The sequence below is a fragment of the Pustulibacterium marinum genome, assembly GCF_900116665.1.
GTDB lineage: Bacteria > Bacteroidota > Bacteroidia > Flavobacteriales > Flavobacteriaceae > Pustulibacterium > Pustulibacterium marinum.
Map to the genome: position 1 here is coordinate 695,915 of NZ_FPBK01000001.1, position 16,427 is coordinate 712,341.

Below are 16,427 nucleotides of genomic sequence, written 5' to 3' on the forward strand. Positions count from 1 at the left end.
ATCAAATAAAACGAAATGAACAAGGCAATTAGTCATTCAATATATTCAATTCAACATTTTTTTGATAGAAACATCTCCTTAAGAGAGATGATCTTTGTCGGGTTAATAATCGTATGCGTTTCTAATCTTATTTCACCTCCAATTGCATTATTATTAGGAATCATTATAGCTCAATTAGTTGGTCATCCTTATTTGCATTTGAATCACAAAGCAACGCATATTTTACTGCAATTATCAGTTGTGGGTTTAGGTTTTGGGATGAATGTAAACAGCGCCGTCAATGCAGGTAAAGAAGGTGTTTTGTTTACGGTAGCTTCTATTTTCGGAACCTTATTCCTTGGTTTTATATTGAGGAAATTTTTAAAAATAGAAAAGAAAACTTCTTTCTTAATTTCCGCTGGAACTGCTATTTGCGGGGGTAGCGCTATTGCTGCGGTTTCTCCGGTAATCAAGGCAAAAGAGAAACATATTTCTGTAGCCTTGGGAGTTATTTTTATTTTGAATTCTGTAGCCTTGTTTATTTTTCCTACGATTGGTCATGTTTTCAATTTGTCACAGACTCAATTTGGCTTGTGGAGCGCCATTGCTATTCACGATACTAGTTCTGTAGTTGGTGCTGCAGCTAAATATGGTGAAAAGGCGCTGGAAGTGGCTACTACCGTAAAGCTAGCGAGAGCTTTGTGGATTATTCCGGTTTCCTTCATTTCTGCTGGAATGTTTAAAACTGAGAAAAGTAAAATCAAAATTCCTTATTTTATTGGGTTGTTTGTTTTAGCAATGTTGGCAAATACATATTGGCAACCTGTGCAAAAAATAGCACCTTATGTGGTTCATGTTTCAAAAATAGGACTCACACTTACGTTGTTTTTAATAGGAAGTGGTCTGTCATTCAAAGTATTAAAATCCGTTGGGATAAAACCGTTATTGCAAGGAGTTTTGTTGTGGATGTTTGTAGCGGGTTTTTCTCTGTGGGCAGTATTTTCTTTCGTATAGAATATTTGAATTTTGTAAGTTTTGATGAAGGATAAGGACTAACTTGCATTGTAAACCCTTAGAATGAGAAAATCAAAAAATCCGAATATTCCGTCTTCTATTCAAATAGATGGAGTGTTTCAAAATATTGAAGATACACCACAACTTTCCAAAGATGGATCGTATACCAAAATTTTAAAAGAAAGTTTCAAGCGCCCTAAAGAGGCAAATCCATCGGTAGAAATTCCACATGTTTTTACCAATCTACAGTCGCTAAGAGCGGAAAAACCAACTTTTGTCTGGTTTGGTCACTCTTCGTATTTATTAAGTTGTAAAGGGTTTAATTTGTTAATGGATCCTGTTTTCAGCGGTAGTGCTTCTCCTTTTTCTTTTATGATAAAAGCGTATAAAGGGGCAGATGTTTATAAGGCAGAAGACATGCCAAATATAGATTTACACTTGCAATCTCATAATCATTACGATCATTTAGATAAGGATAGTGTACAGAAATTGACTTATAAAACGTCTACCTATGTAGTTCCAGAAAAAGTAGATGAAGACTTGAAGCGTTGGGGCGTTTCGCCCGAAAAAATTACTGTATTGGACTGGGGAGAAACCATTCATGTTTCAAAGGATGTAAAAATTACAGCAACTCCGGCGCGTCATTTTTCTGGTAGAGGATTGAAAAGAAATACTTCGTTGTGGGCTTCTTATGTATTAGAATTTTACGGTATGAAGATTTTTATAGGTGGTGATTCCGGTTTTGGAAATCACTTTAAAACCATAGCCGATGAATTTGCTCCCTTTGATATAGCTATTTTAGAATGTGGACAATATGGAAAGTATTGGCCTTATATTCACACCCAACCAGAAGAAACTTTGCAAGTTGCAGAGATTTTAAAAGCCGAGGTTTTAATACCGGTTCACCACTCAAAATTTACCTTAGCCAACCATCCTTGGAATGAATCTTTAAATAGATTGACGACGGCTGGAGAAACTTCTCAAGTAAAAATTGTAACACCAAAAATTGGAGAGGTTGTTACGCTTAAAGAAGATTTTCCTTATGAAAAATGGTGGAATTGAAAAATTTAATAAAATTACTTCCAATAGTAGATTTTATAACATTTAGCATTTTTTTGTTTGGATATCTGTGAATACATTAGAGGAATGTGCTATACATTGTTCAAATTGTACCTGTATTTCTCCAGAACAAGTCTTAATAAAATATTAATTGCTTGTAATTTTGTCTGTAAGCAATTTTAATTGGTTAATTTTAATGTACTAAATCAATTAAGACGTAAATACTCACCCAAACATGAAGATCGGAATAGCAGCAGATCATGCCGGCTTAGAACAAAAGCAAAAACTCGTTTCACTCTTAAAAGAAGCTCAAGTTGAGGTAGTTGATTTTGGTGCTCATGAGTACATTTCCGATGACGATTTCCCAGATGTTGTAAGTCCGTTAGCAAAAGCAATAAGTATAGGTGAAGTGTCCAAAGGCATTGCTGTGTGCGGTAGTGGTGTGGGTGTTTCTATTGCAGCCAACAAATTCCCTGGAGTTCGTGCCGCTTTAATTTCAGAAACGTATTCGGCACATCAAGGTGTTGAGCATGATGCTATGAATCTTATTTGTGTAGGCGGTAGAGTGTTAGGAGTTTCATTGATTTGGGAGATTATTCAAGCTTTTTTAGCAGCGAGTTTTCAAGAAGAAGAACGTTTTGTTAGAAGATTGCTCAAAGTACAAGAATTGGAAAACAGACATTTTAAATAAATATATAGAAACGAAATTACAATTATGGAAGAATTCGATTTTGGAATGGTAGGACTGGGAGTAATGGGAAGAAACCTATTGCTAAACATGGCCGACCATGGTTTTTCTGTGGCCGGACTAGATCTTGATCCGGAAAAAGCCGAATCTTTAGAAAAAGAAGCTTCAGAAAAACATACAATTAAAGGAACTACCCAAGCTGAGGAGTTCGTAAAATTGATAAAAAAACCAAGAGCTATTATGTTGTTGGTGCCAGCGGGTAAGCCTGTAGATTCTGCAATAGACTCATTATTACCATTTCTTGAAGAAGGTGATATTGTAGTGGATGGCGGAAATTCTTTTTTCCCTGATACCGATAGAAGAGTAAAAGAATTAGAACAAAAAGGCGGAATTCACTTCTTTGGAATGGGGATTTCCGGTGGTGAAAAAGGAGCGCGTTTTGGTCCAAGTATGATGCCTGGTGGAAACGAAAGTGCTTACGAACGTCTACGCCCAATTTTTGAAGCAATTGCTGCTAAAGTGAACAATGAACCTTGTGTAACCTATCTAGGTCGTGGTTCTGCCGGTAACTATGTGAAAATGGTTCACAACGGGATTGAGTATGCTATCATGCAACTGATTGCTGAAACCTACGATTTCTTGAAAAGAGGATACGGAATCAGTACCGATAAAATTCAAAAATTATTCGAAGATTGGAACAACTCGGAGTTGTCTTCATTCTTAGTAGAAATCACAGCAGACATTCTAAAACAAGCAGATGAGAAAACCGGAAAAGGTTTGCTTTTAGATTATATTTCAGATACTGCAAAAGCAAAAGGAACCGGAAAATGGACATCGCAAGATGCTATGAATATTCAAGCGCCAGTACCGTCTATAGATAGTGCGGTGGTAATGCGTAATATTTCAAAATACAAAGAACAACGTGTTGCGGCTTCAAAATCGTTGACATGGGAAGCTCCGGCTGAAAACGTTGAAGAAGCACAATTATTCGCCGAAATTAAAGATGCATTTTATTTCTGTATGATTTCTATCTATGCGCAAGGTTTGGCACAATTAACCATTGCTTCTGAAGAATATGATTACGGATTAAACTTAGAAGAAGTAGCCAAAATCTGGAGAGGTGGTTGTATTATTCGTGCAGCTGCGTTAGAAGATTTTAGACAAGCTTATCAAAAAGATGCAGCATTGCCAAACATTTTATTGGATGAAACAATTGGGAAATCTATGGTTGAGAAACAAACTGCAGCGAGAGCAATTGTAAAAAAAGTTATAGATAAAGGAATTCCGGCAGCAGTATTTACTTCTGCATTAGCGTATTTTGATGCGTTTAGAAGCGAAACATTACCAACTAATTTAATCCAAGCACAACGCGATTTCTTTGGTGCGCACAGATATGAGCGTACCGATGTGGAAGGTATTTTCCATACTGAATGGAATTCATAAAAGTTGCACCGCTATCAAACCCAAAACAAGATGAAAACAGAAAAAAAAGCAGCTCCCACCATCATTGTTATCTTTGGAGGAACAGGAGATCTTGCCAATAGAAAATTGATTCCCGCCTTCTACAATTTGTATGTAGACGGAAGAATGGCCGATAATTTTGCCATTTATGGTCTTGGTAGATCCGATTATAATGACGAGTCATACCGCGAAACCATGTATGATAGTTTGAAAGAATTTTCACGAAGAGAGCCAGATGCCGAAAAATGGGAAACTTTCAAAAAATCAATATTTTATTTTAAATCAGATATCACCAATGAAAAGTCATATGCTGCGCTTCAGAAAAAGTTAGTAAAGCTTGATGAAAGTTGGGGGCAAAGAGCCAATAGATTATTTTACCTGTCAGTTTCGCCGCGTTTTATAGAGCCGGTAACTACAAATCTGAAAGATCAAAATCTGGTTGAAAAAGTAGAGAAAGATAGAATTATTATTGAAAAGCCTTTTGGTTACGATAAAGAATCGGCAATTGAGCTTAATAATCTTTTAAAACGAACTTTTGTTGAAGAACAAATCTTTAGAATTGATCATTATCTAGGAAAAGAAACCGTTCAAAATATCCTTGCGTTTCGTTTTGCAAATGCACTTTTTGAGCCACTTTGGAACAGAAGTTATATAGATTATGTTCAAATTACAGTGGCAGAAAAAGTTGGGGTAGAAGAGCGTGGCGGATATTACGAAGGTTCTGGTGCCCTACGCGATATGATTCAAAACCACTTACTGCAAATTTTATGTATGGTGGCTATGGAAGCGCCAATTTCTTTTGATGCAGAAGAAATTAGAAATAGAAAGGTAGATGTTTTACGTGCTATACGTAGAATCAAACCAGAAGAAGTGAGCCACAACGCTGTGCGTGGGCAGTATAGTGAAGGTTGGATAGAAGGTGAAAAAGTGCCAGGATACCGTGATGAAAACGGTACAGATTCAAAATCCAATACCGAAACTTTTGCAGCATTGAAGTTCTTTATAGATAACTGGCGTTGGCAAGATGTTCCGTTCTATTTGAGAACAGGAAAGCGTATGCAAGAAAAAACATCTTCAGTGACAATTCAGTTCCGTCCGGTGCCACATTCTACTTTCAAGGGAGCGCAAGCCGATAATATTGTTCCGAATAAATTAACCATCAATTTACAGCCGCAAATGGATATTCGTTTACGTTTCATGACTAAGAAAACTGGTCTGGAAATGAACTTAAATCCTTCAGAAATGATTTTTAATTATGATGATTGTGCAACTGATACTCCAGAAGCATACGAAACATTACTGTTAGATGCTATGTTGGGTGATACCACGTTGTTCATGAGATCAGATCAAGTTGAAGAAGCTTGGGATGTGATCAAAACCGTACAAGAATCTTGGGAAGGTCGTGAGTCTATCAATTTTCCAAATTACCAAGCTGGAAGTTGGGGCCCAGAGAACGCAGAGATTTTAGTAGCCCAACAAGGTCATGTTTGGTCTGTAAACACAAAAAAAATAGATAGTAAGAAATGCTAAACATATTTAAAGACAAAGCAGCGGCAAGCAAAGCAGCTGCCGAACTTTTTGTAGAAAAATCTAAGGAAGCTATTGCAGCAAGTGGAAAGTTTACCGTAGCCTTGACAGGTGGTTCTTCCCCTGCAGGAATGTATGAATTACTACTTACAGAATACAAAGAACAGGTAGATTGGGAAAAAATCTATGTTTTTTGGTGTGATGAGCGCTGGGTTCCTATTAGTGATGATCGTAGCAATGCGGGAAATGCTTATAAAGATTTACTGAATAAAGTTGATATTCCTGAATCCCAAATTTTTCCAATGTGGAAAGATGATGTAACTCCGGAAGCTTATGCCGAAGCATACGAAGCTATCATGGATGAAGTTTTGGAAGATGGAAAAACATTTGATTTGATCTTTTTAGGAATGGGAGATGACGGACATACAGCTTCTTTATTTCCAGGAGAAAGTATCATTCATGAAACTGAAAAAAGAGTGGCTGCCTATTTCTTGAAGCCGCAGGATATGTATCGAATTACGTTGACAGCTCCAGTTTTAAATGCAGCTAAAAATGTAGCATTTATAGCATTTGGAGAAAAGAAAGCTCCTGCGCTGTATGAAGTTTTAAAGGGAGTGCCAAATGTAGAGCAATATCCATCACAAATTGTAAAACCTGATAGTGGCGAGGCAATTTGGTTAGTAGATGAAGCTGCCGCAGCGAAGTTGTAGCAAACTAAAAATAGCGATAAACAAAAAGAGAGGTTCTTATCATAAGAACCTCTCTTTTTGTTTATGTAAAATGTTTCAACGTTTTTATAGTGTAAACATAGCTTTGATCTGTTTTGCAGTATCACGACCTTCAGCAATAGCATTCACTACCAAGGATTGTCCTGTTCGAGCATCACCAGATATAAAGTATTTTGGATTGTTTGTGGCATAATCCTTCAAGTTGAAAGGTTTTCTTTCTAGACTTACTTTTTCTGTAAAATAGCGTGCATTAGACGGACCTGTAAATCCAATAGCTATAAACAAAGCATCGCAAGGAACTGTTCTTGTTGTATTTGGAACTACTTCTTTTGTTCTTCTTCCTTTGGCGTCTCTTCCAACATTTACTTCGGTAATAGTTACAGAAATAAGATTGTTGTTTTGGTCAACGTGAAACTCTTTTGCGTAGCTTTTGAAAATTCTATTACAACCTTCTTGGTGCGAAGTGCTTTCAGCGTATTTCAAAGCATCCATAGGCCATGGAGTCTTATCAGATCTTTTGATAGGTGGACGTTCGTGGTAATCTAATTGTGTTACACTTTGCGCTCCATCTCTATTAGCGGTACCAATACAATCAGAACCTGTATCTCCACCACCAATTACAATCACATGCTTGTCTTTTACATCAATGGTTCGGTTGGTATCTTCGTCTGAGACAAATCGGTTTGCTTCTGCAAGATAATCCATCGCATAGTATACGCCATTGATGTTTGAAATATCTTCATCATATTTTCTGTGTTCTTGAGCACCTAAGGCTAGAATGATGGTTTCAAATTCATTTTCTAGTTCTTCCAGCGTAATATCTTTACCTACTTCGGTATTCATTCTGAATTCAACACCAGAAGCTTTCATTACTTCTACACGGCGTTCAATAAATTGTTTTTCAAGTTTAAAATCTGGAATTCCGTAACGTAAAAGTCCGCCTGCTTCTTGGTCTTTTTCAATAATAGTAACATTGAATCCGTAACCATTTAAAAAATGTGCAGCAGCCATTCCTGCCGGACCAGAACCAATTACCGCAACTTTAACTCCAATATATTTTTCGGGAGTATTTGGCTGAACTAGATTTTTTTCAAATGCTTTTTCGGCAATTGTTTTCTCTATTTCTTCAATAGTAACTGCATCGCTATTGATACCTAAAACACAACCTTGTTCACATGGAGCAGGACAAATTCTTCCTGTAAATTCCGGGAAAGGATTTGTTTTAAGTAGAATGTTGTATGCATCGTCCCAGCGGTCTTCAAATGCTGCTTTGTTAAAGTCTGGAATGTTATTTTCCAACGGACATTTGAAGTGGCAAAACGGTACGCCACAATCCATGCAACGTGCAGTTTGCTCTTTCTCTGCCTTTGGTTCAAAAGGTTTGTAGAATTCGTTATAATGTTGAACTCTGTTTTCCGGTGCTTCCGCTTTAGCGTTCTCTCTCTTGTATTTTAAAAATCCATCTGTCTGTGTAGCCATAGTAAGTACCTTTTATTTTTGAACCTCTAAGGTTTGTTGTGATAATATTTTCTTGTATTCTGTTGGAATGATTTTCACGAATTTGGATACATAATTGTCCCAATCTTCAAGAATTTCTTTTCCATAACTACTGTTGGTAAATTTGATATGTTGTTCAATTTTATCTTTGATATATTCAATTTCTTCTTGTTGAAGTGTATCAAATTCAATCATTTCCATATTCACCATTTCCTTGAAGTTTTCTTGATTGTTAAGAATGTAAGCAATTCCTCCACTCATACCTGCTCCAAAGTTTCTACCAATGGTTCCCATAACAATGATTCTACCTCCGGTCATATATTCACAGCCGTGAGCACCAATTCCTTCTACAATAACATGAGCTCCTGAATTTCTAACAGCAAAACGTTCACCAGCTCTACCATTTATGTAAACATGACCACTTGTAGCTCCGTACAAAGCAACATTTCCAGTGATGGAGTTGTCTCTAGAACGGAAAGTAGCAATGCTATTTTTCTTTACCACAATGGTTCCGCCAGATAATCCTTTTCCAAGGTAATCATTGGATTCTCCGGTAAGCGTCAATTTCATGTTTTCATTGGTGAACGCTCCAAAACTTTGTCCGGCAGATCCTTCGAACTCCAAATCAATATATGGAGGTTTTTTAAGATTTTCTTTCTGATATTTGGTTTGATAGTAGGATAAAGTTGCTCCAACTGCTCTGTCAAGATTTATAATCTTATACTTTTTAGAGATTACATTTTCCTGATTGAATTTTGGAAGTAAGTCGTTCACCATACGCTGATTTAAACTTCCTTCTAAATCAAAAGCCTGACAAATAAAGGCGTGATTGGTAACATTGAAATTGTTGGTTGGTTTGTATAGAATAGGCTTCAGATCTAAATTTTGAAGTTTCCAGAAGCCATTGTTTTTATTTTCTTTTAATACTTCAACTTGACCCACCATTTCATTAATGGTTTTGAAACCAAGTTTTGCCATAATTTCACGAAGTTCGGTAGCTATGTGTGTAAAATAGTTCACTACATATTCCGGTTTACCGCTAAACAATTCTCTAAGTGTTTTATTTTGAGTAGCAACCCCAACAGGACATGTGTTTGTATGACATTTACGCATCATAATACAACCTTGTGTAATCAGTGCGGCTGTGGAAATACTCCATTCTTCAGCTCCTAAAAGTGTAGCAATAGCAATATCTCTAGCGGTACGCAATTGCCCATCCGTTTGTAAAACTACACGGTCTCTTAGTCCATTCATTACAAGAGTTTGGTTTGCTTCTGCTAAACCAAGTTCCCAAGGTAAACCTGCATGTTTGATAGAGCCAATAGGAGAAGCTCCTGTTCCACCATCGTAACCAGAAATCATGATAGCTTCGGCTTTTGCTTTGGCAACTCCGGCAGCAATGGTACCAACTCCTGCTTTTGAAACCAATTTCACATTGATTCTTGCTGAAGGGTTTGCTGATTTCAAATCGTAAATCAACTGAGCTAAATCCTCAATAGAATAGATGTCGTGGTGTGGAGGAGGAGAAATTAAACTCACTCCAGGAGTAGCATTACGAACGCGTCCAATCCATTCATCCACTTTGAATCCTGGTAATTGGCCACCTTCACCGGGTTTTGCGCCCTGTGCTACTTTAATTTGTAATTCATTTGCTTCTGATAGATATTCAATAGTAACACCAAAACGTCCTGAAGCAACCTGCTTAATAGCAGAACGCATATAGTCTCCATTTTCTTTTGGCGTATAACGTTCTGGATCTTCACCACCTTCTCCAGAATTCGATTTTCCACCAATTTTGTTCATGGCAATGGCCAATGAAGTATGTGCTTCCCAAGAAAGGGAACCAAAAGACATAGCGCCAGTAGAAAATCTTTTTAGGATATTGGTTACCGGTTCTACTTCTTCAATAGGAACTGGTACACGTTTTTTAAATTTCAATAGACTTCTTAATGAAACTCTACTGGTATTATCTATAAGATTTGCGAATTGTTTATAAACTTGATAGTCATTTTTCCATGCACACTGCTGAAGTAAATGAATAACTTCTGGAGAGAATAAATGTTCTTCTCCATCTTTTTTCCATTGAAAATATCCACCGGCTTGTAGATAATTGGTATGCTCATCATACGCCAATGAATGTTTGCTCAAAATTTCTCTTGAGATATCATCAAATTTTAATCCTCCAATACGACTCACAGTTCCAGTGAATGAGTAGTCAACCACTTCTGGGTGAATTCCAACTGCTTCAAAGATTTGTGCTCCGTGGTAAGATTGTAAAGTAGAAATTCCCATTTTAGAGAAAATCTTCAATAAACCTGCATTTACAGATTTAATATAATTGTCGTACGCTTTTTCTTTTGTGATTTCTCCTTTGCTTTCTGCTACAATTTCGTCAATGTTAGCAAAAGTCATATACGGATTTACCACATTGGCACCATAACCAATTAGAGTAGCAAAATGGTGAGATTCCATAACGTCACCAGCTTCTACTAAAATTCCGGTACGTACTCTTAATTTTTTTCGGGTTAAATGGTGATGAATTGTTCCGGTTGCTAATAATGAAGGAATTGGAGCGTATAACTCATTCGCTTCACGATCCGAAATTAACAGTACATTCATCCCTTCATCAAGTAATGCTTTATCGGCTTCTTTACAAAGTTGTTTTAAAGCTTCTTCCAGTCTTCCAGGTTTTCCGTCCGCCAAATAAACTGCATTCAATTGACGAGTACGAAAATTGGTATGATCTATTCTTCGCATTTTTTCCAATTGCTCATTGGTGGCGATTGGATGTTCAAATGTAATTTGCTTACAATGTGCTGGTGTACTTGATAAAATATTGAAAGATCTACCAATACTGGTTTTAGTAGACATCATTACTCGCTCTCTAAGCGGATCAATTGGTGGATTACTTACCTGAGCAAAATGTTGTTTAAAGTAGTTGCTTAAATGTTGAGGTTTGTCCGAAAGAACAGCCAAAGGAGTATCTGCACCCATGGAGCCGATTGGTTCTTTTCCGCCCGTTACCGTATCTACTAAGTTTCTATGTAAATCTTCTTCGGTATAACCAAACATTTTTTGCTTGGTGAATAGTTGTTCATCCGAAATGGTGTAGGATAACTTTTTGTTTGGTAAAGCATCAATTTCAATTTCATTATTTTCTAACCATTGACCATAAGGTTTTTCGGTTATGATGCGTTTTTTTACATCTTCATCTTCTATGAATTGCTCTTTTTTCAAATCAATTAAAAAGATTCTTCCTGGCTCCAATCTACCTTTTCTGCTGATGTTTTCTTCTGCTACAGGTAATGCCCCAGCTTCCGAAGACAAAATAATTCTACCATCTTTAGTGAAACAGAAACGCGATGGTCGTAATCCGTTACGGTCTAGCGTGGCTCCAACAATTTCTCCATTCGTGAAACAAAGAGAAGCGGGTCCGTCCCAAGGTTCAATAAGTGAAGCATGATATTGGTAAAACTCTTTTCGCTCTTTATCCATAATATCGTCTTCTTGCCACGCTTCCGGAATGAGCATCATGGCGCTGTTTTCCATAGTTCTTCCTCCTTGATATAGCAATTCTAACATATTGTCAAGATTGCAGGAATCAGAATTTGTATGTTTTACTACAGGATTTAATGTTCTGATGTCATCTGGAGAAAAATGAGAAGACTCTAAGTGGTTTTGGAAAGATTGCATCCAATTGACATTTCCTTGAATGGTATTGATTTCTCCATTGTGAGCCAAATAGCGGAATGGTTGCGCCAAATGCCATTTTGGAAATGTGTTGGTTGAGAATCTAGAGTGAATTAAGATAATTCTAGATTTATATAAAGGATTGGTAATATCTTTATAATAGTCCTTTAATTGAAAGGTAGTTAATTGTCCTTTGTAAATAATAGTTCTGGAAGAAAATGAAGGAATATAGAAATCTTCATCGCTCATGTTTCTTCCGGAGTGAATTGTATTGGTAATTTCTTTTCTCAATACATAAAGGCGTCTTTCAAACTCACGAGAATCTTCGGCATAGGATTCATGCGTAACAAAAAGTTGCTCTATAGCAGGTTCTGTACTTTTTGGAGTATCGCCCAAGGTAGAATTATCTACAGGAACTTTTCTGTAACCAATAAGATCAAAATCATTCTTTTCTAGAATTACGTTGATATCGTTTCTACATTTCGATTTTAATTTTTTGTCACTAGGTAAAAAAAGCATGGCAACACCATACTTGCCAGCTTCAGGAAGATCTAGCCCAAAATTTTCAAGTTGATTTCTAAAGAACTCATCTGGGATTTGGGTTAACATACCAGCTCCGTCACCAGAACAAACGTCAATTCCTGTTCCACCTCGATGCTCCATATTTTCTAACATGGTAATACCATCTAAAACCAATTGATGATTGGCTTCTCCTTTCACTTGGGTGATAAACCCTATTCCACATGCATCATGCTCAAATGAATCTCTATATAATCCTTTCATGTTTACCTTTGTTTAATTGAGAAATGTTTACCAATTTAAGTTATTAATTGTAATATTTTAACTTAAATTAACAGTAGTTTGAAATTAATACTGAATTTTTAAATTACAGTTGCATAAAATTCAAAGCTCAGATATTTCACTTCAAGTTATTTATAATTTCTTAATTCTGCAATTGAAATTCGGGGTTATCCTGTGACTAGAAAGGGGTGTTTGAAGATAATTTGTGAAATAAATATAATTTACCCCTAAAAAAAGAGGGGGTTGATTCATTTTTTAAAAATATAAACAAAACAACCCTTCTTTTGGAAGGGTTGTTTTGTTTTTGAAGTAAATAGAATGTTGTTAAAATGTAAAAACTAAGTAAATTTCTTAGGTATTTTTCAGTAATTAATCCTGAAGTAACCCTCTTGAGATTACGATTTTCTGAATTTCAGAAGTTCCCTCGTAAATTTGTGTGATTTTGGCATCACGCATCAAACGTTCTACATGATATTCTTTTACATAACCATTTCCACCGTGAATTTGAACAGCTTCAATTGCGGTGTCCATAGCAACTTGAGAAGCATATAGTTTTGCCATAGCTCCAGAAACGTCGTAATTATTTCCGTTATCTTTGTCCCAAGCAGCTTTGTAAACCAAATGTCGGGCAGCTTCAATTTGTGTATGCATATCGGCCAGTTTGAAAGCAATAGCTTGATGGTTACAAATTTCTGTTCCGAAAGATTTTCGTTCTTTAGAATATTTTCTGGCCAATTCATAAGCACCAGCTGCGATTCCCAAAGCTTGCGATGCAATCCCAATTCTTCCACCGCTTAATGTTTTCATGGCGAATTTAAATCCGAAACCATCTTCTCCAATTCTATTTTCTTTAGGAACTTTAACATCGTTAAAAATTAACGAATGCGTGTCTGAACCTCGAATTCCCATTTTTTGTTCTTTTGGTCCAATTTCAAAACCTTCCCATCCTTTTTCTACAATAAAAGCATTGATGCCTTTGTGTTTCTTTTCTGGATATGTTTGCGCAATAACTAAATAGAAATCGGCTGAACTACCGTTGGTGATCCAGTTTTTGGTTCCGTTTAAAACGTAATGATCATCTTTTTCAATGGCAGTAGTTTTCTGTGAAGTAGCGTCGCTACCTGCTTCGGGTTCCGATAAGCAAAATGCTCCAATAACTTCTCCAGTAGCCAATTTGGTTAAGTATTTTTCTTTTTGGGCTTCGGTTCCAAAATGTTCTAGACCCCAGCACACCAAAGAATTATTAACAGACATAACTACAGATGCAGAAGCGTCTACTTTAGATAGTTCTTCCATGGCAATCACATAGGAAAGTGTGTCCATTCCGCCACCGCCATATTTGGGATCAACCATCATTCCTAGAAAACCAAGTTCTCCCATTTGTTTCACTTCCTCAGTAGGAAATTGTTGTTTTTCGTCTCTTTCAATCACGCCCGGAAGCAGTACATTATTTGCAAAATCACGAGCAGCTTGTTGTATCATTAAATGTTCTTCTGATAAAGAAAAGTCCATATGTTTTGTAATATAATTAACGTATTGTTGATAGATTGTTTCAAATATAGATTTTAAATGTGATATTTTCAATAATCAATTTCTATTTTTGTGAAAATGGAAAATATAAATTACAAGGTTGTAGGTGTAATGTCTGGTACTTCGTTAGATGGAGTAGATTTGGTCTATTGCGAAATTTATGAAGATGCTACTTGGAAATTCAATATTTATGAAGCCAGGACGTATGCTTACTCTTCTTTATGGAAATCAAAATTAGAAAATGCTATTTCGCTTGCTGCTGAAGAACTGGAAGAATTGGATATAGCGTACACCAAATATCTTTCTGAAGTAATCAATCAATTCAAGAGTGAATTTTCTTTAAATGATATTGATGCTGTTTGCTCTCATGGTCATACGGTTTTTCATGAACCTCACAATGGTATTACCAAGCAAATTGGAAATAGGCCAGAATTGGCAAGTTTGATCAATGAGCTTGTGGTCTGTAATTTTAGAGTTCAAGATGTGGAATTGGGTGGGCAAGGAGCACCTTTGGTTCCAATAGGAGATCAATTGTTATTTTCAAATTTTGATTTTTGTTTGAATTTGGGTGGTTTTGCAAATGTTTCTTATCAAGAAAATGAAATCCGTATAGCTTTTGATATTTGCCCTGTGAATATTGTGATGAATGTTTTTGCACGTCAATTGGGTGAAGAATATGATAAAGGAGGTGCAATTGCCAGAACAGGTAAAATACATGAAGAACTTTTAAATGAACTCAATCAACTTTCTTATTATCAAAAAACACCCCCAAAATCCTTGGGGCTAGAATGGGTGAAAGCGGAAGTTTTACCCATAATTCAGAAGTTCACATTAGTAGAAAAAGATGTTTTAAGAACATTTGTAGAGCATGTTGCTATTCAGTTGAGTGAGGTAATTCAACCCAATAAAACGGTTTTGGTTACGGGCGGTGGCGCTTATCATAGCTTTCTTATGGAGCGTACTGAAAAATTAGCTGGTGTTTCGATTGAATTACCTGAAAATGAACTTGTAGAGTTCAAAGAAGCTTTGATTTTTGCATTTTTGGGAGTTTTGCGTATGTGTAACAAAGTCAATTGTTTAAAGTCGGTTACAGGAGCAAAACATGACCATAGCTCAGGATATATTTATAAACCTTAATATATCCTTAAATTAAAACATCTCCATTTTTATATATTTGTTGCTTCCAACTAAAAAGAACTAATGAAAGAACTAATAAATCAATACGAGAACAAACAACCGGAAATAGTATTTAACTGGAAAGATTCTGAAACCGAAGCAGAAGGCTGGGCAGTAATCAACTCCTTAAGAGGTGGAGCCGCTGGTGGAGGAACTAGAATGAGAGCAGGACTTGATATGAACGAGGTGCTTTCCTTGGCTAAAACGATGGAAATTAAATTTACAGTTTCCGGTCCTGCAATTGGAGGCGCAAAGTCAGGAATCAACTTTGATCCAAAAGATCCTCGCAAAAAAGGCGTATTAGAAAGATGGTACAAAGCGGTTTCTCCATTATTAAAAAGTTATTATGGAACCGGTGGAGATTTAAATGTTGATGAAATCCATGAAGTAATTCCGATTACTGAAGATTGTGGTGTTTGGCACCCACAAGAAGGAGTTTTTAACGGACATTTTCATCCAACCGAGGCTGATAAGATCAATAGAATAGGGCAATTGCGTCATGGAGTTATAAAGGTGCTTGAAAATGAACAATACTCTCCAGACATTACCAAAAAGTACACAGTTGCAGATATGGTGACTGGTTTTGGCGTTGCAGAGGCTGTAAAGCATTATTACGATATTTATGGTGGTGATGTTAAAGGAAAAAAAGCAATTGTTCAAGGTTTCGGGAATGTAGGTTCTGCAGCAGCATATTATTTGGCTCAAATGGGAGCGAAAGTTGTGGGGATTATTGATATTTCTGGAGGAATGATCAATGAAGAAGGTTTTACTTTTGAAGAGATAAAAGAGTTGTTTCTTAAGAAAAAAGGAAATACACTGGAAGCAGATAATTTGATTCCGTTTGAAGAAATGAACGAACGAGTTTGGAAATTGAATGCTGAGGTGTTTGCGCCTTGTGCCGCTTCCCGACTTATTACAAAAGATCAAATTGCTTCTTTAATTGCATCTGGTTTAGAAGTAGTATCTTGTGGAGCAAATGTTCCGTTTGCAGATCAGGAAATTTTCTATGGTGAGATTATGGAATATACCGATGAAAAAATTAGTTTGATCCCTGATTTCATTTCCAATTGTGGAATGGCTAGAGTTTTTGCTTATTTTATGGAGCGAAGAGTTGCAATGACAGATGAAGCTATTTTTGAAGATACATCTAACACTATTAAAAAAGCATTAGAAAAAACATATCAAAAAAGTAACAAAACAAGTGGTATTAGTAGTACCGCATATGAGATTGCCTTAAACCAATTAGTATAAATAATTAGAAGTAAGTATAAATAAAG

General features: G+C 36.3%; 11 protein-coding genes. 8 read left to right on the plus strand and 3 right to left on the minus strand.

The features are described from left to right. The first annotated feature begins 15 nt into the window (after positions 1–15). The 6 genes from BM383_RS03035 (at position 16) to pgl (ending at position 6,438) form a co-directional block, all read left to right on the plus strand. Positions 16–993: a YeiH family protein gene (locus tag BM383_RS03035; RefSeq protein WP_093022830.1), complete on the plus strand. Its 978-nt coding sequence runs from the start codon at positions 16–18 to the stop codon at positions 991–993. A 63-nt stretch (positions 994–1,056) separates the two neighbouring features. Further along, positions 1,057–2,055: an MBL fold metallo-hydrolase gene (locus tag BM383_RS03040; RefSeq protein WP_093022832.1), complete on the plus strand. Its 999-nt coding sequence runs from the start codon at positions 1,057–1,059 to the stop codon at positions 2,053–2,055. A gap of 232 nt (positions 2,056–2,287) precedes the next feature. After that, positions 2,288–2,743 carry an RpiB/LacA/LacB family sugar-phosphate isomerase gene (locus tag BM383_RS03045; protein ID WP_093022834.1) on the plus strand — a complete coding sequence of 152 codons (456 nt, stop codon included), beginning with the start codon at positions 2,288–2,290 and terminating at the stop codon, positions 2,741–2,743. Between the two features lie 24 nt (positions 2,744–2,767). Further along, entirely contained in the window at positions 2,768–4,183 is a 1,416-nt protein-coding gene (gene gndA / locus BM383_RS03050; protein ID WP_093022836.1) for an NADP-dependent phosphogluconate dehydrogenase, read from the plus strand. Between the two features lie 30 nt (positions 4,184–4,213). Then, positions 4,214–5,731 carry a glucose-6-phosphate dehydrogenase gene (zwf, locus tag BM383_RS03055; RefSeq protein ID WP_093022838.1) on the plus strand — a complete coding sequence of 506 codons (1,518 nt, stop codon included), beginning with the start codon at positions 4,214–4,216 and terminating at the stop codon, positions 5,729–5,731. Beyond that, positions 5,725–6,438, plus strand: a complete 714-nt coding sequence (pgl, locus tag BM383_RS03060; protein ID WP_093022840.1) for a 6-phosphogluconolactonase — start codon at positions 5,725–5,727, stop codon at positions 6,436–6,438. The genes zwf and pgl overlap by 7 nt, the downstream gene beginning before the upstream one ends. An 84-nt stretch (positions 6,439–6,522) precedes the next feature. On the opposite strand, the gene BM383_RS03065 is transcribed toward pgl, so the two are convergent. From BM383_RS03065 to BM383_RS03075, 3 genes are all read right to left on the minus strand, one after another. After that, positions 6,523–7,935, minus strand: a complete 1,413-nt coding sequence (locus tag BM383_RS03065; protein WP_093022842.1) for a glutamate synthase subunit beta — start codon at positions 7,933–7,935, stop codon at positions 6,523–6,525. 12 nt (positions 7,936–7,947) lie between these two features. Then, positions 7,948–12,426, minus strand: a complete 4,479-nt coding sequence (gene gltB, locus BM383_RS03070; RefSeq protein WP_093022844.1) for a glutamate synthase large subunit — start codon at positions 12,424–12,426, stop codon at positions 7,948–7,950. A 387-nt stretch (positions 12,427–12,813) separates the two neighbouring features. Beyond that, positions 12,814–13,956 carry an acyl-CoA dehydrogenase gene (locus BM383_RS03075; protein WP_093022846.1) on the minus strand — a complete coding sequence of 381 codons (1,143 nt, stop codon included), beginning with the start codon at positions 13,954–13,956 and terminating at the stop codon, positions 12,814–12,816. 96 nt (positions 13,957–14,052) lie between these two features. Between BM383_RS03075 and BM383_RS03080 the strand changes: the two genes are divergently transcribed. Beyond that, entirely contained in the window at positions 14,053–15,111 is a 1,059-nt protein-coding gene (locus BM383_RS03080) for an anhydro-N-acetylmuramic acid kinase (RefSeq protein ID WP_093022848.1), read from the plus strand. A 63-nt stretch (positions 15,112–15,174) separates the two neighbouring features. Further along, positions 15,175–16,401: a Glu/Leu/Phe/Val dehydrogenase dimerization domain-containing protein gene (locus tag BM383_RS03085; protein WP_093022850.1), complete on the plus strand. Its 1,227-nt coding sequence runs from the start codon at positions 15,175–15,177 to the stop codon at positions 16,399–16,401. Positions 16,402–16,427 lie beyond the last annotated feature (26 nt).

Excerpts from the sequence above, each read along its gene's own strand:
- BM383_RS03035 (WP_093022830.1), top strand. The coding sequence starts at position 16 with ATGAACAAGGCAATTAGTCATTCAATATATTCAATTCAACATTTTTTT.
- BM383_RS03040 (WP_093022832.1), top strand. The coding sequence starts at position 1,057 with ATGAGAAAATCAAAAAATCCGAATATTCCGTCTTCTATTCAAATAGAT.
- BM383_RS03045 (WP_093022834.1), top strand. The coding sequence starts at position 2,288 with ATGAAGATCGGAATAGCAGCAGATCATGCCGGCTTAGAACAAAAGCAA.
- gndA (WP_093022836.1), top strand. The coding sequence starts at position 2,768 with ATGGAAGAATTCGATTTTGGAATGGTAGGACTGGGAGTAATGGGAAGA.
- zwf (WP_093022838.1), top strand. The coding sequence starts at position 4,214 with ATGAAAACAGAAAAAAAAGCAGCTCCCACCATCATTGTTATCTTTGGA.
- pgl (WP_093022840.1), top strand. The coding sequence starts at position 5,725 with ATGCTAAACATATTTAAAGACAAAGCAGCGGCAAGCAAAGCAGCTGCC.
- BM383_RS03065 (WP_093022842.1), bottom strand. The coding sequence starts at position 7,935 with ATGGCTACACAGACAGATGGATTTTTAAAATACAAGAGAGAGAACGCT.
- gltB (WP_093022844.1), bottom strand. The coding sequence starts at position 12,426 with ATGAAAGGATTATATAGAGATTCATTTGAGCATGATGCATGTGGAATA.
- BM383_RS03075 (WP_093022846.1), bottom strand. The coding sequence starts at position 13,956 with ATGGACTTTTCTTTATCAGAAGAACATTTAATGATACAACAAGCTGCT.
- BM383_RS03080 (WP_093022848.1), top strand. The coding sequence starts at position 14,053 with ATGGAAAATATAAATTACAAGGTTGTAGGTGTAATGTCTGGTACTTCG.
- BM383_RS03085 (WP_093022850.1), top strand. The coding sequence starts at position 15,175 with ATGAAAGAACTAATAAATCAATACGAGAACAAACAACCGGAAATAGTA.